Source organism: Acidovorax sp. PRC11, from assembly GCF_031844105.1.
Classification (GTDB): domain Bacteria; phylum Pseudomonadota; class Gammaproteobacteria; order Burkholderiales; family Burkholderiaceae_C; genus Paracidovorax.
Genome location: NZ_JAUZUQ010000002.1, coordinates 156,538 through 178,667, shown reverse-complemented (window position 1 = coordinate 178,667; position 22,130 = coordinate 156,538). Strand labels below are relative to the sequence as shown.

Sequence of the window (22,130 nt, the reverse complement as noted above, 5' to 3'; positions counted from 1 at the left end):
GAACGAAGAAGGCGGGCGCAGCAGGCCACCCGGACCGGAGGGGCCGGGTTTGTAAAATCGGATTATCCATGAGCCACCCCCGCCCCACCTCCCCGGCCACCGATGCCGGAGTCCCGCCCGTTGCATGGCCCGACGCCGCGCGCCATGCCGCCTTCGATGCCTGGCTCGCGCCCCTGGCCTCGGCGCACGGCCTGCTGCCCGCCAGCCTGCGCCCCGCCTCCGCCGACGCGAGCTTCCGCCGTTACCTGCGCATCGACGGCACGGACGGCGCCAGCCGCATCGTCATGGACGCCCCGCCGGACAAGGAGGACTGCCGGCCCTTCGTGCACGTCGGGCGGCTGATGGCCGAGGCGGGCCTGAACGTGCCGGACATCCTCGCCTGGGACGAGACGAACGGCTTCATGCTGCTGTCCGACCTCGGCAGCCAGACCGTCATCGAACGCCTGGACCCGGCGCGCCCTGCCGACGCGCATGCCTGGTACCTGCAGGCCGTCGACGTGCTGCTGCAGTGGCAGCAGGCCTCGCGGCCGGACACGCTGCCGCCCTACGACGGGGCCTTGCTGCGCCGCGAACTGGCGCTGTTCCCGGACTGGTACCTGGCGCGGCACCGCGGCGTGGCGCTGACGGATGCCCAGCAGTCCGCGCTGTCCCGGGCCTTTGATGCGATCGTGGCGGACAACCTCGCGGCCCCCACCGTGTACGTGCACCGCGACTTCATGATGCGCAACCTGATGGTGCCGCGCGAGGCCGGCGCGCCGCTGGGCGTGCTCGACTTCCAGGACGCGGTGCAGGGCCCCGTCACCTACGACATCGCCAGCCTGCTGCGTGATGCCTTCATCAGCTGGGATGAGGATTTCGTCATCGACATTACCGTGCGTTACTGGGAACGGGCCCGGCGTGCGGGCATTCTCGGCGCCGGCAGCGCCTCCGGATGGGGCGACGATTTCGGATCGTTCTACCGCGCGGTCGAATGGATGGGCTTGCAGCGCCACCTGAAGGTGGCCGGCATCTTCGCGCGGCTCACGCTGCGCGACGGCAAGCCGCGCTACCTTGCCGATACGCCCCGGTTCATCGCCTACATCCGCGCCACGGCCGGCCGCTACCGCGAGCTCGTGCCGCTGCTGCGGCTGATCGATGCGATCGAAGGCACCGAGGCGCCGACGGGGTACGCCTTCGGCCGCGTCTGAACCCAAGCCCCCTTCCCCCTTTTGAGCAACCCGACGACGCCAGCGTGAACATTCCCCGTTTCCATTGCCCCGAGCCGCTCGCCAGCGGTGCCGCGCTGGCCCTGCCGCCCACGGCGGCGCGCCATGTCCAGGTGCTGCGGCTGCAGCCCGGCGACGCGATCGTGCTGTTCGACGGCCGCGGCGGCGAATACGCGGCCACCGTGGCGCGCATGGGCCGCTCGGAGGTCGAAGTGCAGGTGGGCGCGCACGATCCCGTGGAGCGCGAGGCGCCGCGGGCCGTGCACCTCGTCGTGGGCATGCCGGCCAACGAGCGCATGGACTGGCTCGTCGAGAAGGCGACCGAGCTCGGCGTGGCCCGCATCCAGCCCGTGGCGGCGGCGCGCAGCGTGCTGAAGCTCTCGGGCGAGCGGGCCGTGAAGCGCCAGGCGCACTGGCAGGCGATCGCCGTGGCGGCCTGCGAGCAGTGCGGGCGCAACCGCGTGCCCGAGGTCGGCGCCCCCGTCGCGCTGGCCGAATGGCTGCGCCTGCCGGCCGAGCCCGGCGCCACCCGCCTCGTGCTGTCGCTGCGCGAAGGCAGCCGCCCGCTGTGCGAAGCCGCGGGCCCCGCCGGCACGGTGCAGGTGCTGCACGGCCCCGAAGGCGGCCTTGCGCCCCACGAGGAGGACCTGGCGCTGGCCCAGGGCTTCCTGCCCGCCGGACTGGGCGCGCGCGTGCTGCGGGCCGAGACGGCCTCCGTCGCGGCGCTGTCGCTGCTGGCCTGCGCATGACGGCCGCACGCACCGACGCCGCCGCCTGGCCGCTGCCGGCGGGCACCGACGCGCCCCTGTCCATGCCCTGGGCCGAACTGGCGGATGCCCACCCGGCCGCACCGGGCAGCCCGGACGAATCGGCCGGCGCGCTGTTCGACTTCTTCCGCGACACGGATGCCGCGACCGACGACCCCCTGCTGTGGCGCATCGCGCGCGAGCAGGAACTCTCGCAGGCGCTGAGCGGCCTTTTCCACGGCCCCGCGGCGCTGGTGCAGTTGCGCCTGTGGGTGTTTCTGCAGCTGGCGCGCCAGGGCGAGGCGCAGCTGCCGCGCGAGCGCATCGACGAACTCTTCCACGCCCTGCGCCCGGAGGCGCTGGACACGGTGCTCAAACGCTTCCGCGACGTCGGGCTGCTGGCCTGGGACGACAGCCTGCGCTCCTATGCGCTGCCGCCGCTCGCGCAGCGCGTGGCCGGCCTGCTGGCACCGCTGGCGAGCGGCGACGCGGCCGCGCAGGATGCCGAAGGCGGCGAGCTGGCCGCCCTGCTCGGGCAGGTGGTGGGCGCGAACCAGCTCGGCGCGCTCGATCCCGGCCAGCTGCAGATGCTGCAGGCGCAGCTCACGCGGCTGCACGGCGAGTTCGCCGACGCGATCGCGAGCGGCTCGGAATTCCGGCTGCGCGCGGCGCGGCTGCGCTACGACCGCGCCGCCCAGCTCATCGACCGGGCTTCGGACGCGATCACGGCCATCATCGGCCACGCACACGGCCATATCGCGATGGAGCGCGCAGCGCGCGCCCTCGGCCAGGCGCAGTCCCGCCTGCTGGCCATGGCCAGCCAGTTCAACCGCGCGCTCCAGCAGGTGGACCGCCAGCGCGTGACGCTCGGCACCACCGGCATCACCAGCACCGACGTGAAGCGCTGGCTGCAGACGCTGCGCCAGCCCGCGGCGCTGCTCGACACCGCGTTCGCCATGCCGGTGGGCCTGTGCGCGCTCGCCCCGCACGAACTGCTGGACGTGACCGAGGCGGAGTTCGAGCGCGACCGCCCGACCCAGGGCCCGGCGGAAGACCTGCCGGGCGCGCAGGAAGCGCCGGCCGGCACGCTCGCCGCCGTGGCCCTGCCGCGCGAACTGGGCGATCTCGCCGATCTGCTGTCGGCCTGGTCGCTGGAGCCGGCCACCGGGGAGGCCGGAGCCCCCCGCGACGCGGCCGCGGCGCTGCTGGGCGCCGATCCCGATTCCGCCCGCTACGCCCAGGTGGCCTACAAGGCCCAACTGCTGCCGCTGCTGGGCGACCCGCAGGCGGGCGTGCTGCCCGGCGCCACCGGCGCGCTCGCGCGCCAGCCCTGGCGGGTGGAATGGGAAGCGGCCCTCCAGCCGCTGGACCATGCGCAGGTGGAGCTGGTGAGCCGGGGCCGGCTGGTGCCGGCGGATGCGCCGCCGGACACTTCCCGGGATGCCGCCGGCTGACGCCCCGGAGCGTGCCCGCCTCCTCCCGCCTTTTTTCGCTTCGTTTTCGATTCCCTGCATTGCCTTTTCGGATGGACCGCTGCCCATGGACGACGCCGCCCTGCTGATCGCAGAACTCCTCACGCGCCGCTGGCTGCCGCGCAGCCACCCGCGGGTCAAGCGCGCGCTGGTGGATGCCGAACTCTTCACCCAGGTCGAACAGCGCCTGGCGCAGTCCGGCCTGCGCTTCGTGGACAGCATCTACGCGGACCACGTCAGCCTCGCGCTGCTGCCCCCCGCGCAGAACACCGTGCTGGGCGAAGGCGCGCTCAACGCCAACAACAACCTGGATCTGCCGCGCGATGCGCAGGCCCTGCTGGTGGTGCTCTGGGCGCTCATCGTGCTGCCGAAGCGCGAGCGCCAGACCAGCCGCACCGAGGCCGAGGGCGACGGCCAGAACGACTTCTTTCCCGGCGCCAAGCCCCTGCCCTCGGCGCGGCTCGTGAGCCCGATGCTGTCGTACAAGACGCTGCTGGAGGACTACGGCAACCAGCTCGGCAAGAAGCTGCGGCTGGACGCCAACCTGAAGCTGCTGGAGCGCCACGGCTTCATCACGCGCCGCCAGGACGAGATCGGCGAAGGCCCGCTGCTGGACGTGCTGCTCGACTACGACGTGCTCGCCCCCCGCATCCTCGACGGCGCGCTGGCCGACGTGCTGGCCCGCGAGCGCGCCGCGGCGCCGCCTTTGCCGGACGCCGCGGCCGCCCCCTCCTCTTCCTCCGGGTCCGAGACCCCCACGGCCTGACCGGGCCGCTCCACCCGACCATGTTCCATCTGCAATCCCTCGAACTCGTCCACTGGGACTACTGCCAGCGCGTCGCGCTGCCGCTGGACGCTTCCATCATCACCATCGCCGGCCCCAACGGCTCGGGCAAGACCACGCTGCTGGACGCCATGCGCACGCTGCTGGGCCTGCGCTGCTCGGCCCCGCGCGACTACCGCACCTACGCGCGCCACGCCGGCGCCCAGACCGCGTGGCTGCGCGCGGTGGTGGACAACCGCCCGCAGGGCCGCCAGACCTCCAGCCGGCCGTTCGCGCGCCGGCTGCTGTACGCCGACCAGGTCACGCTCGCCTGCCGCATCGACAAGAACGGCGGCGACTGGCAGCGGCGCTACTGCCTGCTCGACGGCGATGTCTCCATCGAGCAGTTGCGCGACACGCCCGAGAAGGACCTCGGCTTCATGGGCGTGGAGGCCTGGGGCCGCGTGCTCGGCGCCGCCGGCCTGTCGCCCGCCATCGCGCGCGTGCTGTCGCTCGAGCAGGGCCAGACCGACCGGCTGTGCGAATTCAGCCCGCGCGAGCTGCTGCGCCTCGTCTTCGACGTGTTCGGCGACCAGCAGGTGCTCGACGCCTACGACCAGGCGCGCGAGCACCAGCAGCAGCTCTCGCGCGAGATGGTGCAGGCCGAGCGCGAGCTCGACCACAGCCGCGCGCAGCTCGCCGAGCTGCAGAACCGCGTGGCCAACTACAAGACCTGGCAGCTCAAGCTCGCCGAACGCGAGCGCCTGGCGACCGAGGTGCTGCCGGTGCTCGGCTGGCACGGCGAACGCGAAGGCCTGGCGAAGCAGGCGCGCGAGCTGCGCCGCCAGAAGGCCCAGCACCGCGCCGCGCTGGCCGAGCAGGCCGCGCAGAACAAGCGCCTGCTCACGCTGCTGGACGAGAGCGCACGCGCGCAGACCGACGCCGAGCGGCTGCGTACCGAGCGCGACGAAGCGCGCGCCGCGCTCGACGGCGCCACGCGCCACGAGGCCCCGCTGGAGCAACTGGCGAAACGCGAGGCCGAGCTGCTCGCGCTGGTGGACAAGGGCAGCAACGCCGACGAACTGCAGGCCCACCTGCGGCAGCTGCAGGAGCAGGAATCCGCCGCGCAGGACGAGCGCTCCGCGCTGCAGCAGCGCCGCCGCATCGCGCAGGAAGCGCTCAAGGGCCTCGAAGGCCAGAGCCTGCCGCCGCTGCCGCCCGAAGTGCAGCAGTTCCGCAAGCGCCTCGTGGCCCAGGGCATCGGCCACCAGTTCGTGGCCGAGGTGATCGAGGTCGCGGACGAGGCCTGGCGCGCCGCCATCGAAGGGGTGCTGCGCGGCCACCGCTGGGTGGTGCTGCTCGACAAGGAAAGCGACCTCGCCGAGGCCTACGACATCGGCGAGCGCGAGCGCTACCGCCACTACCTCGTCGGCCCCGGCGAGAAGCCGCTGCGCGGCGAGCCCGGAACGCTGCTCGCGCACGTGCGCTTCACCGCGCCCGTGCCGCGCTGGCTGGTGCAGCAGTTGCAGCAGTTGCGCTGCGTGGCCGACCCGCGCGAGGGCAAGCGGCTGGGCGGTACCTGGATCACGCCGCAGGCCTACATGCACGACGGCCGCGGCGCGCGCTCCATGTGGGTCGAGCCGCGCGACCACCAGTTCGGCGCCGCCGCCGTGCATGCGCGCCGTGCCGCCGCCGAGCGCGACCTCGCGCAGATCGACGCGCAGCTCGCGCCCGTGCTCGACCGCCTGATGGCGCTCAAGCGCCAGGCCACCGACACCCGCCGCGCGCTCGAGGGCCACAGCGCCGCGGAAGAACTCGCGCGCCGCAGCGACGAATTCGCCCAGGCGCGCGAAGAACTGCCGGCTGCGAAGCAGGCGCGCATCGCCGCGGCCCAGCGCTGGCAGCGGCTGGACACCGAGGCCACGCGCGCCCACGACCGCCATCGCGCCTTCACCGACGAGCACCAGCGTCTGGAGCAGCAGCTGCGCCGCTCGCGCGGCGACACCGACCGCGCCGCGCAGGAATGGACGGCCCGCCGCCGCGGCCACCTGGACCACGCCCGGCGCAGCCAGGCACAGCGCCGGCAGTTCCCGGCCCGCTGGACGGCGCCCGACACGCTGCGCGCGCTCGAGAAGGACTACGTGAACGACACCCAGGCGAAGCTGCGCCTGGCCGCCGTCGAGCAGGAACTGGAGCACGGCACCTGGGAGCAGGATGCCACGGTGGAGGAGCGCTTCCGCCGCATGGAGGCCACCGTGCGCGAACAGGCCCTGAGCCTGTCGGACCACCAGGTGAAGAACGCCCAGGCGGGCACCGCGGTGATGAACGCGCGCGAGAGCTATATCGAGGTGCTGCGCAGCACCGTGCGCCGCTACCGCAAGAACATCCAGGAGCTGGGCGCGTTGGCGGGCGTGGAGGTGGCGGCCGACCTGCCGCTGCTGGAGAACGACGACACCGTGCTCGCCCAGGCGGGCCTGAAGGTGCATTTCGCGTTCGACGGCAAGGGCAGCATCGGCCTGAACGACGGCGAAGCCTCCGGTGGCCAGCAGGTCATCAAGTCGCTGATCCTGCTGGTGGGCCTGCTCAAGGACGAGGAAAGCGGCTCTGGCGGCTTCGTCTTCATCGACGAGCCCTTCGCCCACCTGGACGTGCGCAACATCCAGCTGGTCGGCCACTTCCTGCGCTCCACCCAGGCCCAGTACGTGCTGACCACGCCCATCACCCACAACCTGGAAGTGTTCGAGCCGGCCGAGATCACGCTCGTGACCAGCAAGAAGCCCCAGGGTTCGCGCTGGGCGCCGCCCATCGCCGTGGCCAAGCGGCGCGGCGTGCCGCAACTGGAGCCGGTGCCGGCCTGAGGGCGGCCTTGTAGGGTTTCCCCGCGACCTGCGGCGCAGGCATTGTTCCGGGGGGGCGGCCTGGAGTACAACCCTTCGGCGGCGCAGTTCCGCGTTCCCGAAGGAGAGTTCCGGTGTCAGAGCGGCCAGCCAGGTCCATGCCCTCCAGGCCCACCGCAGGGTCGCGGCTCCTCGACCTCCTGATTACTGCCGAGCCGCGCCAGCGCCAGCGGCTCTCCATGGCCGGCCTCGCCGCTTTGCTGATGGCCTGCTGCATGGCCGCGATGCACATCGCGGTGGCCGCGGGACTGACGGAGCCGGGCCCTGTGCGGATCTGGACCGTCCTGTCCGGCGGCGGGCTGGTGGTGGTGTATGCGCTCATCCGCAGCGGCGTGTCGCAGCGCTGGGCCGACCCGTCGCTCACGCTGCCGCAGATCGTCTACGCGATCGCATGCGACGCCGCGGCCTATGCCATCGGCGGACAGGCACGCGGCATCGCCCTGCCGATCCTGGCCGTGATCCTGATGTTCGGCATGTTCGGCCTGTCCACGCGCCAGATGTTCGGCGTGATGCTCTACGCCATGGCCGCGTTCGGGGTGGCGGCGGTGGCCGCGGAGTGGCAGGGCGACGCGGCGCATTCCACGGGACTCTCGCTGGCCTACGGGATCATGACCGCCGTGGTGCTCATGGGCAGCACCTTCCTCACCACCCGCCTGCAGGCCACGCGCGAGGAATTGCGGCGGCAGAAGCACGAGCTGGCCCGGGCGCTGGAGCACATCCGCGAGCTGGCCACGCACGACGAACTCACGGGGCTGCTCAACCGCCGTCACATGCTGGAGCTGATGCGGCTGGAGCAGCGCCGGGCCTCGCGCTCGGGCCTGCCGCTCGTGCTCGCGCTGCTCGACATGGACCATTTCAAGGCCGTCAACGACACCCACGGCCACGCGGCCGGCGACCGCGTGCTGCAGGCGTTCGCCCAGGCGGTGCGCACATGCCTGCGCGAGGGCGACGTCGTCTCCCGCTGGGGCGGCGAGGAATTCGTCCTCATGCTCTGCAACACGCCGCCCGATGCGGCGCACGCCCTGCTGGAGCGCCTGCGGCAGGCCATGGCGCAATTGCGCATCCCGCATCCGGCGGAGCGGCCCGAGACGCCGGCCCGCCAGCATGCCGCGCCGGAGCCGCTGCGCATCACCGTTTCCATCGGCTTCGCACTGCACGTACCCGGCGAACGCATCGAAGCCACCCTGGAGCGTGCCGACCGGGCGCTCTACGCGGCCAAGGCCGGCGGACGCGACCGCACCGTGGCGGAGACCGCTCTGCTTGACCCTGACACCATGGCATCGTGCAGGATCGGCGCATGACGCTCTCCGACCACCGCCGCTCGCTCGGCCTGCTCGCCCTCTGCCAGGGCCTGTTCCTCACCAACAACGTCGTCTTCATCGCCATCAACGGCCTGGTGGGCCTGCAGCTCGCGCCGCGCGGCTGGATGGCCACGCTGCCGGTGATGGGCTACGTGGTGGGCGGCGCGCTGTCCACCGGCCTGGTGGCGCGGGCACAGCGGCGTTGGGGGCGGCAGGCTTCGTTCCAGATCGGCCTGGCCGTGGCCGCCGGCTCGGCGCTGCTGTGCGCGCTGGCCGTGTGGACGCATGCGTTCTGGCTGCTGTGCACGGCCACGGTGATCGCCGGCTACTACAGCGCCAACGGCCAGCTCTACCGGTTCGCGGCCGCGGAGATCGTTCCCGCATCCCAGCGCGACACGGCCGTCTCGCTCGTCATGGCCGGCGGCCTGCTGGGCGCCGTGGCCGGCCCGAACCTCGCGAACCACACCCGCGACCTGCTCGGCGTGCCGTTCGCGGGCGCGTACCTGGCGCTGGTCGGCGTTGCGCTGGTGTCCATGGCCTGCATGGCCGCGCTGCGCTTCCCGCCCGTGGCGGCGCGCGCGGCCGGAGCGGACGGCACCGCGGGCCGCTCGGTGGCGCAGCTGCTGCGCGAGCCCGCGTTCGCCGTCGCCATGCTGGCCGCCGCGCTGGGCTACGGCGTGATGAACCTGCTCATGGCGGCCACGCCGCTCGCCATGCAGGTCTGCGGGCATACCTTCGGCGACGCGGCATTCGTGCTCGAGTGGCACGTGATCGGCATGTTCGCGCCGGGCTTCTTCACCGGCAGCCTGATCCGGCGCTTCGGGGTGCTGCGCGTGATGGGCGCCGGCGTGGCGCTCAACGCCGGCTGCGTGGCGATCGCGCTGCGCGGGGTGGACGTGCAGCACTTCACGGCCGCGCTGTTCCTGCTGGGCGTGGGCTGGAATTTCCTCTTCACCGGCAGCACCGCGCTGGCGCTGCGCGCCTACCGGCCCGAGGAGAAGGACCGCGCGCAGGCCGCGATCAACTTCGGCGTGTTCGCCACCATGGCGCTGACCTCTTTCGCCTCCGGCGCGCTCGTCACCACCCAGGGCTGGACGCTGCTCAACTACGGCTCGCTCGTGCCGATCGCGCTCACCGGCGCGGGGCTCGCCTGGCTGGCGCTGCGGCAGCGCCTCCGGCCGGCCGCATGAGATCGCTCCGAACGTAGGCCGGCCGCATCCTCCGGCAGTGCCGGCGCACGGGCGTGCCGGTATGGATCGTGCCGGACCGGCGCCCGCCCTGACGCTCAGGCGTCCGTGTCCGCGTCCTCGTCCTCGTCCGGCTCCGGCAGGCTCGCCACCACCTGCGCCACGGCGGCCGTGAGCTTCTTGGCGTACGGCACATGCAGGAACTCGTTCGGGCCGTGCGCGTTGCTCTTGGGGCCCAGCACGCCGCAGACCATCATCTGCGCCGTGGGAAAGCCCTGGCTCAGCATGTTCATGAGCGGGATCGTGCCGCCCTGGCCGATGTAGCCGCAGGGCGCGCCGAAGTGCGCCTGGCTCGCGGCGTTCAGCGCCTTCTCGAACCAGGGCGTGATGGCCGGCGCGTTCCAGCCGCTGGCGGCGCCGCCCGGCTCGAAGGTCACGCGCGCCTGGTAGGGTGCGTTGTCCTCCAGCAGGGCCTTGAGCGTCTGCACGCTCTCGGCCGCGTCCACCACGGGCGGCAGGCGCAGGCTGAGCTTGAAGGCGGTGTAGGGCCGCAGCACGTTGCCCGCGTCCTGCAGCGCCGGCAGGCCTTCCGCGCCGGTCACGCTGAGCGTGGGCGTCCAGGTGCGGTTGATGAGCGCCTGCACGGGGTCGGTGGTGGTGGGCAGCGCGAACGTGGTCGAGCCGCCGCAGTCGTAGTGCGCCCAGGGGAAACGCTTCGTCACCTCGTCGCCCAGGATCGCGGCCGTGGCGCGCGCCTGCGCGAGGCGGTCGGGCGGCACCTCGCAATGGAAGCTCGCGGGCAGCAGGCGGCCGGTGGCGCTGTCCTCCAGGCGGTCGAGCACCTGCCGCATGATGCGGAAGGACGACGGCACCAGGCCGGACGCATCGCCCGAATGCACGCCCTCGGTCAGGATCTGCACCTTGAGCGTGCCGCTCACCATGCCGCGCAGGCTGGTGGTGAGCCAGAGCTGGTCGTAGTTGCCCGCGCCGGAGTCCAGGCAGATCACGAGCGTGACGTCGCCCAGGCGCGGGCGCAGCAGGTCGATGTAGGGCAGCAGATCGCGCGAACCGCTTTCCTCGCAGGTCTCGATCAGGCCCACGATGCGCGGATGCGGCACGCCCTGGCGCTTGATCTCCTGCACCGCGGCGATGCTGGCATACACCGCATAGCCGTCGTCCGCGCCGCCGCGGCCGTAGAGCTTGCCGTCCTCGTACTTGGGCGTCCAGGGGCCCAGGTCGCGGCGCCAGCCGTCGAATTCGGGCTGCTTGTCCAGGTGGCCGTACATCAGCACCGTCTGCTGCGAGCCGGTGCGCGTGGCCTCCACCTCGAAGAACAGCACCGGCGTGCGGCCGGGCATGCGCAGCACTTCCAGGCGCAGCCCGGGCACCTTCTGGGCCTCCACCCACGCCGCGGCGTTGCGCAGCACGGTGTCGAGCAGGCCGAGCTGCTCCCAGTCGGGCGCGAAACCGGGGGACTTGGCGGGAATCGCGATGTAGTCGGTGAGCTGGCGCAGGATGTCGCCGTCCCATTGGCGGCTGACGTGGTCCAGCGCGTCGGCCGGCTGCAGGAGGTGCGGGGCGAGGGGGGCGTTCATGGTCGTTCGTTCCTTGGCGGAGGGCGTGCCGTGCGTGGCTTGCGGCGGGATGCCGCGGGACACGGCACCGGGCCGCGGGGGCCCTGTCAGCCGTCCACGGGATTGTCGCGCGGTCCGGCGCCGCGCGCCACCGCGCCCAGAGGCATGTCCGCGACGACGACGCGGTTGCGTCCCCCGTGCTTGGCGTCGTACATGGCCCGGTCGGCCGCCGCGATGAGCGCGTCCCAGTGGTCTTCCGCGTCGAGGCGGCCGCCGAACACGCCGATGCTCAGGGTGACCCGCACGGGCCCCGCGGCGGTGTCGAAGGTCGTGCGCTCCACCGCGGCGCACAGGTCGGCGGCCAGCCGCTGCGCGCCGTCGAGCGGGGTGTCGGGCAGCAGCACCACGAACTCCTCGCCGCCGTAGCGGCCGATCAGGTCCTGCGCGCGGACGCGCGTGCCCATCAGGTCCACGACGCCGCGCAGCACCTCGTCGCCCGCCAGATGTCCCAACTCGTCGTTGACGCGCTTGAAGTGGTCGATGTCGACCATCATGAGCGAGAGCGGCTCGCGCGAGCGCACGGCGCGGCCGATGTCGCGGTCCAGCGCCGCGATGGTCGCCCGGCGGTTGGGCACGTCGGTGAGCGGATCGCGCGCGGCCATGCGCTGGTTGATGGCGTCGGCCCGGTCGCGCGCCATGAAGATGAAACCGAACGACGAGGCCTGCACGGTGACGAACGTGGTGAGGAAGGTCGCGTGCTGCCAGAGGCTCTCCTCCAGCAGCCCGGCCGTGGGCATGTGGCCCGTGGCCGCGGCCACCGCACGCACCACCAGCATGCCGCACTGCAGCCAGATGCCGATCGCCACCATGCGGGCCCCGCGGCCCTCCGACGGGTGCTGCCGCAGCGCCCACAGCACCAGGCCGAGCTGGCCCGTGTAGATCACGCCCGCCAGCACCAGGCGCGCCGCGTAGTCTTCACGGAAGGCCGCGAAGAGGGCGAGCGTCACCAGCACCGGGGGCACGATCTGTCGCCACGGCAGGGGCCGGCGCTGGAACTGGTAGACGGCTGCGAGCAGGCTCGCGAACACACCGGCCAGCAGTCCGTTGGCCACCACGATCGAGAGCATGTCTGGAATCCGGCCGCGCAGCGCGAGCAGCACGTAGGCCAGCGACTGCATCAGCAGGGCCGTGGCCCACAGGCCCTGCCCCTCGCCCCGCCGGCGCGCGCCCACCAGCAGCAGCCCGGCCGCCATCACCAGCGATCCCACCACGGTCATCGCCAGCAGGGTCGGCAGGTGCAGCAGGGGCTGGGACGGCATGGCGCGGAACGGAAAAAAGAACGGTCGTGCGGGGGCGCAGAATAAGCGAACGCGCCGCCACGCGCCACCGCCCCGGGCAACCCGCTGCGCGAATTCCGGCGTGCAGCGCGCCGCGGGCGTCAGTCGTGCTCGAAATGGAACACGGCCGTGCCGGCCAGCGCGTTCGGCAGGAAGCGCACCTCCCGCCCGCGCTGCAGGCCGAACGCGTCGAGCACGCGCAGGCGGTTCTTGTGCGCCAGCACCTCGAAATCCTTGAACGTTCCGACGCGGATGTTCGGCGTGTCGTACCACTGGTAGGGCAGCCGGCGCGTGACGGGCATGCGCCCGCGCAGCACCGACAGCCGGTTCGGCCAGTGCGCGAAGTTCGGGAACGCGACGATGCCCGCCCGCCCGACGCGCGCCGTCTCGCGCAGCATCACCTCGGCGTTGCGCAGGTGCTGCAGCGTGTCGATCTGCAGCACCACGTCGAACGAGTTGTCGCCGAACATCGCGAGGCCTTCGTCGAGGTTCAGCTGCACCACGTTCACGCCGCGGCGCACGCAGGCGAGCACGTTGTCGTCGGCGATCTCCACGCCGTAGCCGCTGCAGCCGCGCTCGCGCTGCAGCATGTCGAGCAGCGCGCCGTCGCCGCAGCCCAGGTCGAGCACGCGCGCGCCGTGGGGCACGAGCCGCGCGATCGCGTGCATGGTGGATGGATCGCTCATGCTGCGGACTCCCTGGCAATGCCGTCGAAATAGGAACGCATCAGGTTCATGTAGCGCGCATCGTCCAGCAGGAAGGCGTCGTGGCCGTGCGGCGCGTCGATTTCCGCGTAGCTCACGTCCCGCCGGTTCTCCAGCAGCGCCTTGACGATCTCCCGGCTGCGCGCGGGCGAGAAGCGCCAGTCGGTGGTGAAGCTCACCAGCAGAAAGCGCGCGTGGGCGCGGGCCAGCGCCCGCGTGAGGTTGCCGCCGAACGCGAGCGCCGGATCGAAGTAGTCCAGGGCCCGGGTGATGAGCAGGTAGGTGTTGGCGTCGAAGTAATCGCTGAACTTGTCGCCCTGGTAGCGCAGGTAGCTCTCGATCTGGAACTCGATGTCCTGCGTGCTGTAGAGGTAAGACCCCGCGCCCGGCACCGGCGCGTCGCCGTCCGCCAGGGGGGCCGTGGCGCCAGGGACCGCGCGATCGAGCACCCGGCTCCGGAGCTGCCGGCCGAACTTCTCGTTCATTACGTCGTCCGACAGGTAGGTGATGTGGCCGATCATGCGGGCGATGCGCAGGCCGCGCTTCGGAATGGTGCCGTGGCGGTAGAAGTGCCCGCCGTGGAAGTCCGGGTCGGTGACGATCGCGCGGCGCGCCACCTCGTTGAACGCGATGTTCTCGGCGGTGAGGTTGGGCGCGCTCGCCACCACCACGGCATGGCGCATGCGGTCGGGGTACTGCAGCGTCCACGACAGCGCCTGCATGCCGCCCAGGCTGCCGCCCAGCACCGCGGCGAGCTGCTGCACGCCCAGGCGGTCCAGCAGCCGCGCCTGGGCGTTCACCCAATCCTCCACCGTCACCACGGGGAAATCGGCGCCGTACACCTCGCCGGTGTCCGGGTGCGTGTGCATCGGCCCGGTGGAGCCGAAGCACGAACCCAGGTTGTTGATGCCGATCACGAAGAAGCGGTCGGTGTCCACCGGCTTGCCCGGGCCGATCATGTTGTCCCACCAGCCCTCGCTGCGGGCCTGCCCCTCGTAGACCCCGGCCACGTGGTGCGACGCGTTGAGCGCATGGCACACCAGCACCGCGTTGGAGCGGTCGGCGTTCAGCGTGCCGTAGGTTTCGTAGGCGAGCGTGTAGTCGCGGATCGACGCGCCTCCCTGCAGGGGCAGCGGCTCCGCGAAATGCATGGATTGCGGTGTGGCGATGAACGACATGGATGAAAAAAACCCGGCATCGCTAAAAACGAGGCCGGGTCGTCGCACTGCACCAACGGTCGGGTCTTTAGCTGGATTTATAAAGCGCCCGCAAGCGGTGGCAAATCGGCGCGTGTGCGGCAATTATGCCAAAGGACCGGCGGCCGGTGCGAACAGCGCGGCGAGCCCGAGCACCAGGAAGATGACGGCCGACACCACGTGCACCGCGCGGATCGGCACGCGCCGCGTGATGCGTTCGCCCAGCCAGACCACGGGCGCGTTGGCGAGCATCATGCCGAGCGTGGTGCCCGCCACCACCCAGAAGTACGCGCTGTACTGCGCGGCCAGCATCACCGTGGCGATCTGGGTCTTGTCGCCCATCTCGGCGAGGAAGAACGCCACCAGCGTGGTGCCGAACACGCCGAAGCGCGGGGTGCCGCCGGTTTCGTCGTCGTCGAGCTTGTCGGGGATCAGCATCCACACGGCCATCGCGATGAACGACAGGCCGAGGATCCAGCGCAGCATCTGCGGCCCGATGACGGTGGTGACCCAGGCGCCCACGGCACCGGCGAGCGCATGGTTGGCGGTGGTGGCCGCGAGGATGCCCAGCACGATGGGCCAGGGCTTGCGGAAGCGGGCCGCGAGCACGAGCGAGAGGAGCTGGGTCTTGTCGCCCATTTCCGCGAGCGCGACGATGGACGTGGATACGAGGAAGGCTTCCATGGGGTGGGGGTTTATCCGGCCGGATAAAGCGGACAGCATCGACTGCGCCCCGACTCCGGCCTGTGGATCGGTGCGCAGCCAATGGTCTCGCCCAGTTCGGTCGAACCGCATGCGCCATGGGCCGCGCAGGCCCAAGTTTGTTGACGCATGCCCCCGTGCGCGCGGTGCGCCGGGCGGGCTACTCCCCAGAGACTGCCGCGATTGTAGTGCGCGGGAGCGGGCCCGGACGCCGGAAAGTGCGGGTAAATACCCACAATGAACGTTGCAGGCACGCCAATTTCCTTGCGCCGATCCGGATCACATGGTTGATAATGGTCTTGCTTTTCTGCTTGCAGGAATGCAGTTGCGGTGATTGTCGGTTTCGCGTCTCTGAGATCGTCACAGGTTTGCTGGTTGCGTCGGGCTCCATCGCGTTTTCATGTTTTTTTTAGGAGTCCTTCATGGGCAACAAACTCTACGTGGGCAACCTGCCCTATTCCTTCCGCGATGAAGACCTGCAACAGACGTTCAGCCAGTACGGTTCCGTCTCCAGCGCCAAGGTCATGATGGAACGTGACACCGGCCGTTCGAAGGGCTTCGGCTTCGTCGAAATGGGCAGCGATGCCGAGGCGCAAGCCGCCATCCAGGGCGCGCACGGCCAGAACTTCGGCGGCCGCGACCTGGTCGTGAACGAAGCCCGTCCGATGGAAGCCCGCCCCCCCCGCAGCGGTGGTTTCGGTGGCGGCAATGGTGGCGGCGGCTACGGCGGCGGTGGCCGCAGCGGTGGCGGCGGCGGCTACGGTGGTGGCAATGGCGGCGGCGGCTACGGCGGCGGCCGCGGCTACTGATCGGCCGGCGACCACCTGGTTGCCAAAAGATACAAAAAAGGGTCCCTCGGGACCCTTTTTTTATTCATGCGAGCTACAAACGGACGCTTGGGAACGCTTGATCTCCCCCCCCACTTATGGCCCATAATGCTTCGGCGAAAAATCTTTTTTTCGCGTTGCATTGCGGGGATCCGTCAGTTTCGCGCGCAGGGGCTCTTTGCGACCGTCCGGCTGCGTTTTCGGGACTCCATCGCTTTTTCCATGTGTTTTTGAGGAGTCCCGTGATGGGCAACAAACTGTACGTCGGCAACCTGCCGTACTCCGTGCGCGACAGCGATCTGGAGCAGGCTTTCTCCCAGTTCGGCGCCGTGACCAGCGCAAAGGTGATGATGGAGCGCGACACCGGCCGCTCGAAGGGCTTCGGCTTCGTCGAGATGGCCAGTGACCCGGAGGCGCAGGCCGCCATCGAAGGCATGAACGGCCAGTCCCTGGGTGGCCGCAGCATCGTCGTGAACGAAGCCCGTCCGATGGAAGCGCGTCCGCCCCGCAGCGGTGGCGGCTTCGGCGGCGGTGGTGGTGGTGGCGGCGGCTACGGCGGCGGTGGCCGCAGCGGTGGCGGTGGCTACGGTGGCGGCGGTGGTGGTGGTTACGGCGGTGGCCGTGGCGACGGCGGCGGCGGCGGCGGCTACGGTGGTGGCCGTGACGGTGGCGGCGGCGGCGGTGGATACGGCGGCCGCGGCGACGGCGGCTTCCGCAGCCCCTACGGCTCCGGCGCCCGCAATGGCGGCGGCGGTGGTGGCCGCGGCGGCTACGGCAACGGTGGTGGCGGCAACGGCGGCTACTGATCGGCCGCACGGCGACCGCGGAACCGGCAGAGCGACATCTGCCGGGTTCCCAGCAAAGGCTCCCAACGGGGGCCTTTTCTTTTTCTTCTCTTGTCGCTCCCTGCTTCACCCGCGCCCGGCCCCGCCCTCCGCGGCGCCGCGCCGGTGCTTGCGCGGACGCCCGGCCAGCAGGCGGTCGAACCAGGCGTTGGGCAGTGCGCGCAGCAGCTTGGCCACCACGCCCATCTGCCAGGGGATCACGCGGTAGCTGGCCCCGGCAGCGATGGCCGCATGGGCCTTGTCCGCGAAATCGCCGGGCTGCATGAGGAAGGGCATGGCATAGCGGTTCTGCCGCGTGAGCGGCGTGTCGATGTAGCCCGGGCAGATCGTCACCACGCGCACGCCGCTGGCGCGCAGCTCGCCCCGCAGGCTCTCGCAATAGCTGATGGTGGCGGCCTTGCTCGCGCAATAGGCGCCGTGCCCCGGCAGCCCGCGGATGCCGGCCACGCTGCCGATCCCCACCAGCGTGCCGCTGCCGCGCTGCACCATGGACGCGATGAACGGATGGAAGGTGGCCGCCATGCCCAGGTTGTTGGTGGCGAACGTCTGCGCCATCACGTCGAGGTCGCTCCGCTCGGCGGTGTCCATGCCCACGCTGATGCCGGCGTTGGCGATCACCACATGAGGCACGCCCTGCTCCGCGATGCAGGCCGCGCCCGCCGCGACGATGTCGTCCGGCCGCGAGACATCCGCACCGTAGATGCGGAAGTCGTCCGCGCCCAGCCCGCCGGCCTGCGCCCAGGCCTGGATGTCCGCCGTGCGCCGTGCCACCAGGGCCAGCCGGTAGCCGTCACGGTGGTAGCGCAGCGCGAGCGCCTGGCCGATGCCGCTGGACGCGCCGGTGATGAAGACCAGGGGGCGTGGTGGCATGGCGGGCGGCCTTTGCGTGAGGAGAGGGATCGGGATGAAGACGGGGGTGCCGGTCAGCGCGCGGGCGGTATGAGCGAACCGCGCACCCGGCCGCGCATCTGCATGATCTGGTCGAGGTTGTCGTAGTCCATGCTGTCCGCGGTGAACTGGTCGTTGCCGCGCGTCAGCGTGACCGGCTGGTTGGAGCTCACGCGTTCGCTGTTGAGCCACGCATGCAGGAACTCTCCCTTGAACTGCAGCCGCGGCAGGGGCTCGCGCCCCGGCCGCTTCAGCGGCTCGCGCGTGACGACCGCGTTGCCGAAGAGCTGCACCTCGGAGCCGTCGGAATTGGTCAGCGCCCGGTTGGCCGTGGCCACCGTGACACGGCCGTCCGGTGCCATCGAGCGCATGTGGGCCTTGTCGATCTCCAGCGTGTCGGTGTCGGGATAGTGCCGCGCGACGTCGCCGCGGATCTCGCTCTGCAGCCGGCCGTTGGCGTCGAAGCTTTTCACCGAGAAGCCGCGCATGAAATAGTCGGGCTCGTGCGTGGGCGCCACCACCTGCGCCGGGCGCAGCGGCTTGGGGGCATTGCGCACCAGCCACCAGGTGCTGAGCGCCATCAGGCCCATGAGCACCACCGGCAGGTACAGGGAGATACGCTCCCACGCCTGGCGCGCGCGTCCCATCAGCGTCATGCGGCGTACGCCTCCAGCAGCGCCGCATAGCGGCCGGAGGCCACCAGCAGCAGATCGCAGAATTCGCGCGCGGCACCATTGCCGCCAGGGGCGGTGGTGACGTGGTGGGCCACGGCCCGGGCTTCGGCGTGCGCATGGAACGGCGCGCAGGCCAGCGCGCAGCGGCGCATCACCGGCAGATCGGGCCAGTCGTCGCCCATGGCGGCCGCCTGGTGCCAGCCGAGCCCCAGTTCGGCCAGGATGGCCTCGGCCGCGGGGCGCTTGTCCTCGGTGCCGAAGCGGGCGTGCACCACGCCCAGGGCCTGCAGCCGCAGGCGCAGCGCGGGCGCATCGCGCCCCGTGACCACCGCGGGCACGATGCCGGCCTTCTGCAGCAGCTTGATGCCGTGCCCGTCCAGGGTATGGAAGCGCTTGAGCGTCTCGCCCGTTTCGGAGAAATAGAGCCCGCCGTCGGTGAGCACGCCGTCGACGTCGAAGAAGGCGACGCGCACGTCCTGCGCGCGCAGCAGCAGCGCGGGGTCGAACTGCAGCGACGGCCGAAGGGGCGCCATTGGGGCGGCGGCATCCTGCGGGGCGGCGGAATGGGTGGGGGTGGAACGTGCCGTGCCGGTCATCAGATGACTTTCGCGCGCATCAGGTCGCCGATGTGCACCACCCCCAGGAGCATGCCGTCCGGTCCCGCGACGAGCACGCTGGTGATGGCATGGCGCTCCATCATCTCGGCGGCGTCGACCGCGAGCGCGTCGGGCGCGATGGTGCGCGGGCCGGCATGCATGACGTCGCCGGCCGACACGCCGCGCAGTGCGTCGCCCGCCTCGATGCGGCGGCGCAGGTCGCCATCGGTGAAGATGCCCAGGATGCGGCCCTGCGCGTCGGCGATGGCCGAGGCCCCGAGCCGCTTGGCGCTCATCTCGCGCATCAGTTCGCTGAACGAGGCTTCGGGCAGCACGCGCGGCACCTCGGCGCCGGCGCGCATCACATCGCTCACGAGGGTCAGCAGCTTGCGGCCGAGCGCGCCGCCGGGGTGCGAGCGCGCGAAGTCCTCGGAGCGGAAGCCGCGCGCATCCAGCAGCGCCACCGCCAGCGCGTCGCCCATGGCCAATTGGGCGGTGGTGCTGGCCGTGGGCGCCAGGTTGAGCGGGCAGGCCTCGCGCTCCACGCTGCAGTCGAGCACCAGGTCGGCATGGCGCGCCAGGGTGGACTGCAGCCCGCCCGTCATGGCCACCATCGGCACGCCCAGGCGCCGCAGCACCGGCAGCAGCACGGTGAGTTCGCCGCTCTCGCCGCTGTTGGAGATCGCCAGGACCAGGTCGCCGGCCGTCACCATGCCCAGGTCGCCATGGCTGGCCTCGGCAGGGTGCACGAAGAACGCCGGCGTGCCGGTGGAGGCCAGGGTGGCGGCGATCTTGCGGCCCACGTGGCCGCTCTTGCCCATGCCCATCACCACCACGCGCCCGGTGGTGGCGAGCACGCGCTGCACGGTCTGCGCGAAGGCATCGCCCACGCGCGCGGCGAGCCCCGTGAGCGCGGCGGCTTCGGTCTCGAAGGTGTCACGGGCCAGGCGCAGGGCCCGCTCGGCGGAAAAAAGCGCGGGCGGCACCGGGGCCGGCCCCGCCGCGGGAGAGGCGGAAAGCATCCGCGGATTCTATGCGGCAGGCCCCGGGCCGCCGGCCCCCGCACCCGAAACCCCTGGGAACGTTCCGGGCGCCGCCGCGGCGCATCGGAAAGCATGACGGCGGGCCACCGTGGGCCGGCCGCGCTCGGCTAGCATCGGGCATGTCCTCCCTCGCCCTGACGCTGCTCTACCTGCTCGCCGCCGTGCTCGGCGTGGTGGCCTGCCGCAGCCTCAAGCTGCCGCCGATGCTCGGCTACCTGGCCGCAGGCATCCTGATCGGCCCCCACGCGCTCGCTCTCACCCAGAACTCCGAGGGCGTGCGCCACCTCGGGGAATTCGGGGTGGTGTTCCTGATGTTCTCGATCGGGCTGGAGTTCAGCCTGTCGAAGCTGCGGGCCATGCGGCGCTTCGTGTTCGGGCTGGGGCTGCTGCAGGTCGTGCTCACCCTCACGGCCGGCATGGCGGGCATGCTGCTGCTGTCGCATTTCGTGGGCGGGCTGTGGCGCATGGGCTGGCAGACCGCGCTGGCGCTGGGCGGCACCCTGGTCATGAGCAGCACGGCCATCGTGGTCAAGCTGATGAGCGAGCGCGCCGAGCTGGAGAGCGAGCATGGCCGCCGCGTGCTGGGCGTGCTGCTGTTCCAGGATCTGGCGGTGGTGCCGCTGCTGGTGCTGATTCCCGCGCTGGGCTCCTCGCCCGAGCGGCTGCTGGTGGCGCTGGGACTCGCGCTGCTCAAGGCCACCGTGCTCGTCGGCGTGCTGCTGGTGGGCGGTCAGCGCGTGATGCGCTGGTGGCTCACCCTGGTGGCGCGGCGCAAGAGCGACGAACTCTTCATGCTGAACCTGCTGCTGATCACGCTGGGCCTCGCCTGGCTGACCGAGCTGGCCGGGCTGTCGCTGGCGCTGGGGGCCTTCATCGCGGGCGTGCTGGTGTCCGAGACGGAATACCGGCACCAGGTGGGCACGGACATCCGCCCCTTCCACGACGTGCTGCTGGGGCTCTTCTTCATCACCGTGGGCATGATGCTCGACTGGCACATCCTGCTGGAGCGCTGGGCCCTGGTGCTGCTGCTGCTGACCGTGCCGCTGCTGCTCAAGGCCGGGGTCATCCTGCTGCTGGCGCGCGGCATGGGCGCGACGACGGGCGTCTCGCTGCGCACCGGGCTCTACCTCGCGCAGGCCGGCGAATTCGGCTTCGTGCTGCTGTCGCTCACGCAGGAGCACGGCCTGGTCGAGCCCGCGCTCATGAACCCGGTGCTGGCCGCGATGGTGCTGTCCATGCTCGCCACGCCGTTCCTGATCCAGTACAGCAACCCGATCGTGATGAAGCTCGTGGCCAGCGACTGGCTGCAGCAGTCGCTGCAGATGACCACCATCGCGCGCAAGGCGATCAACACCAGCGGCCACGTGCTGATCTGCGGCTACGGCCGCTGCGGACAGAACCTGGCGCGCATGCTGGAGCGCGAGCACATCCCCTACATGGCGCTGGACCTGGACCCCGACCGCGTGCGGCAGGCCGCCGCGGCGGGCGATGCCGTGGTGTACGGCGACGCCACGCGGCTGCAGGCGCTGATGGCCGCGGGCCTGGTGCGCGCGAGCGCCGTGGCCGTCACCTACCTGGACATCCCGGCCACCTTCAAGGTGCTGGCCAACACCCGCTCGCACGCGCCGCAGGTGCCCGTCGTGGTGCGCACGCAGGACGACCTCTACCTCGACAAGCTGCAGGCGGCCGGCGCCACCGAGGTGGTGCCCGAGGCCATCGAAGGCTCGCTCATGCTCGCGGGCCATGCGCTGGCGCTGGTGGGCGTGCCGATGCGGCGCGTGCTGCGGCTGGTGCAGGACCAGCGCGAAGCCCGCTACAACCTGCTGCGCGGCTACTTCCACGGGGCCGACGACGACACCGCCTCCGAGCGCGACCAGGAGCGCCTCGCCACCGTCACGCTGCCGCCCGGCGCCGGCACCATCGGCCGGCCGCTGTCGGAGCTGCCGCTGCACGCCATGGGCGTGCGCGCGGTGAACCTGCGCCACAAGGACGGGCGCAGCTCCACCCCCACCGACGACAGCGTGCTGGCCGAGGGCGACACGCTGGTGATCTCCGGCCACCCGACCGCTCTGGCACTGGCGGAAGACGCGCTGCTGCGCGGCTGAGCCACGGCCGCGCAGACCCGCTTGCGCACGGGAACGCACCGCTCGCGGGCCGCTCAATGCACTGCCGG

19 protein-coding genes and 1 riboswitch are annotated in these 22,130 nt (G+C 71.5%); of the genes, 10 read left to right on the top strand and 9 right to left on the bottom strand.

Annotated elements, in window-relative coordinates:
- Positions 1–68 precede the first annotated feature (68 nt).
- The 7 genes from Q9R47_RS02895 to Q9R47_RS02865 all read left to right on the top strand — a co-directional run bounded on the left by Q9R47_RS02895 (position 69) and on the right by Q9R47_RS02865 (position 9,574).
- Positions 69–1,187, top strand: coding sequence for a phosphotransferase (locus tag Q9R47_RS02895; RefSeq protein WP_311231698.1), 1,119 nt, complete (start codon positions 69–71; stop codon positions 1,185–1,187).
- A 50-nt stretch (positions 1,188–1,237) separates the two neighbouring features.
- Entirely contained in the window at positions 1,238–1,954 is a 717-nt protein-coding gene (locus tag Q9R47_RS02890; protein WP_311231901.1) for a 16S rRNA (uracil(1498)-N(3))-methyltransferase, read from the top strand.
- A 62-nt stretch (positions 1,955–2,016) separates the two neighbouring features.
- Positions 2,017–3,405 carry a hypothetical protein gene (locus Q9R47_RS02885; RefSeq protein ID WP_404977086.1) on the top strand — a complete coding sequence of 463 codons (1,389 nt, stop codon included), beginning with the start codon at positions 2,017–2,019 and terminating at the stop codon, positions 3,403–3,405.
- 85 nt (positions 3,406–3,490) lie between these two features.
- Positions 3,491–4,189: a hypothetical protein gene (locus Q9R47_RS02880; protein WP_311231696.1), complete on the top strand. Its 699-nt coding sequence runs from the start codon at positions 3,491–3,493 to the stop codon at positions 4,187–4,189.
- Between the two features lie 20 nt (positions 4,190–4,209).
- Positions 4,210–7,044: an ATP-binding protein gene (locus Q9R47_RS02875; RefSeq protein ID WP_311231695.1), complete on the top strand. Its 2,835-nt coding sequence runs from the start codon at positions 4,210–4,212 to the stop codon at positions 7,042–7,044.
- 137 nt (positions 7,045–7,181) lie between these two features.
- A complete protein-coding gene (locus tag Q9R47_RS02870; RefSeq protein WP_311231694.1) occupies positions 7,182–8,384 on the top strand; it encodes a GGDEF domain-containing protein in 1,203 nt (400 codons plus the stop codon).
- On the top strand, positions 8,381–9,574 hold the full coding sequence (locus tag Q9R47_RS02865; RefSeq protein ID WP_311231693.1) for an MFS transporter: 1,194 nt from the start codon (positions 8,381–8,383) through the stop codon (positions 9,572–9,574). The genes Q9R47_RS02870 and Q9R47_RS02865 overlap by 4 nt, the downstream gene beginning before the upstream one ends.
- 95 nt (positions 9,575–9,669) lie before the next feature.
- Here the strand turns inward: Q9R47_RS02865 and Q9R47_RS02860 are convergent, their stop codons facing one another.
- The 5 genes from Q9R47_RS02860 to Q9R47_RS02840 all read right to left on the bottom strand — a co-directional run bounded on the left by Q9R47_RS02860 (position 9,670) and on the right by Q9R47_RS02840 (position 15,066).
- A complete protein-coding gene (locus Q9R47_RS02860) occupies positions 9,670–11,166 on the bottom strand; it encodes a M20 family metallopeptidase (protein WP_311231692.1) in 1,497 nt (498 codons plus the stop codon).
- A gap of 86 nt (positions 11,167–11,252) precedes the next feature.
- Positions 11,253–12,464 carry a diguanylate cyclase gene (locus Q9R47_RS02855; RefSeq protein ID WP_311231691.1) on the bottom strand — a complete coding sequence of 404 codons (1,212 nt, stop codon included), beginning with the start codon at positions 12,462–12,464 and terminating at the stop codon, positions 11,253–11,255.
- Between the two features lie 119 nt (positions 12,465–12,583).
- A complete protein-coding gene (gene metW / locus Q9R47_RS02850; RefSeq protein WP_311231690.1) occupies positions 12,584–13,168 on the bottom strand; it encodes a methionine biosynthesis protein MetW in 585 nt (194 codons plus the stop codon).
- A complete protein-coding gene (locus tag Q9R47_RS02845; RefSeq protein ID WP_311231689.1) occupies positions 13,165–14,364 on the bottom strand; it encodes a homoserine O-acetyltransferase in 1,200 nt (399 codons plus the stop codon). Before Q9R47_RS02845 ends, metW begins: the two co-directional genes overlap by 4 nt.
- Positions 14,365–14,487: 123 nt before the next feature.
- On the bottom strand, positions 14,488–15,066 hold the full coding sequence (locus tag Q9R47_RS02840) for a TMEM165/GDT1 family protein (protein WP_311231688.1): 579 nt from the start codon (positions 15,064–15,066) through the stop codon (positions 14,488–14,490).
- A 93-nt stretch (positions 15,067–15,159) separates the two neighbouring features.
- A riboswitch (yybP-ykoY riboswitch) is annotated at positions 15,160–15,270 on the bottom strand.
- A gap of 236 nt (positions 15,271–15,506) precedes the next feature.
- Between Q9R47_RS02840 and Q9R47_RS02835 the strand changes: the two genes are divergently transcribed.
- Both Q9R47_RS02835 and Q9R47_RS02830 read left to right on the top strand, forming a co-directional pair.
- Positions 15,507–15,893: an RNA-binding protein gene (locus tag Q9R47_RS02835; RefSeq protein ID WP_311231687.1), complete on the top strand. Its 387-nt coding sequence runs from the start codon at positions 15,507–15,509 to the stop codon at positions 15,891–15,893.
- Positions 15,894–16,156: 263 nt separating this feature from the next.
- The gene (locus tag Q9R47_RS02830) at positions 16,157–16,717 is read left to right on the top strand and encodes an RNA-binding protein (protein WP_311231686.1); all 561 of its coding nucleotides are present in this window, start codon (positions 16,157–16,159) and stop codon (positions 16,715–16,717) included.
- Positions 16,718–16,822: 105 nt separating this feature from the next.
- Here Q9R47_RS02830 and Q9R47_RS02825 read toward each other — a convergent pair whose 3' ends face one another.
- The 4 genes from Q9R47_RS02825 to Q9R47_RS02810 form a co-directional block, all read right to left on the bottom strand.
- Positions 16,823–17,626, bottom strand: a complete 804-nt coding sequence (locus Q9R47_RS02825; protein WP_311231685.1) for an SDR family oxidoreductase — start codon at positions 17,624–17,626, stop codon at positions 16,823–16,825.
- A gap of 53 nt (positions 17,627–17,679) precedes the next feature.
- Positions 17,680–18,300, bottom strand: a complete 621-nt coding sequence (gene lptC, locus Q9R47_RS02820; protein ID WP_404977085.1) for an LPS export ABC transporter periplasmic protein LptC — start codon at positions 18,298–18,300, stop codon at positions 17,680–17,682.
- Positions 18,297–18,851: a 3-deoxy-D-manno-octulosonate 8-phosphate phosphatase gene (locus tag Q9R47_RS02815; protein WP_311231684.1), complete on the bottom strand. Its 555-nt coding sequence runs from the start codon at positions 18,849–18,851 to the stop codon at positions 18,297–18,299. Before Q9R47_RS02815 ends, lptC begins: the two co-directional genes overlap by 4 nt.
- 62 nt (positions 18,852–18,913) lie before the next feature.
- Complete coding sequence (locus Q9R47_RS02810) at positions 18,914–19,936, bottom strand: KpsF/GutQ family sugar-phosphate isomerase (protein WP_311231683.1); 1,023 nt, start codon at positions 19,934–19,936, stop codon at positions 18,914–18,916.
- 140 nt (positions 19,937–20,076) lie between these two features.
- On the opposite strand from Q9R47_RS02810, the gene Q9R47_RS02805 reads away from it, so the two are divergent.
- Entirely contained in the window at positions 20,077–22,062 is a 1,986-nt protein-coding gene (locus Q9R47_RS02805) for a monovalent cation:proton antiporter-2 (CPA2) family protein (protein ID WP_311231682.1), read from the top strand.
- Positions 22,063–22,130 lie beyond the last annotated feature (68 nt).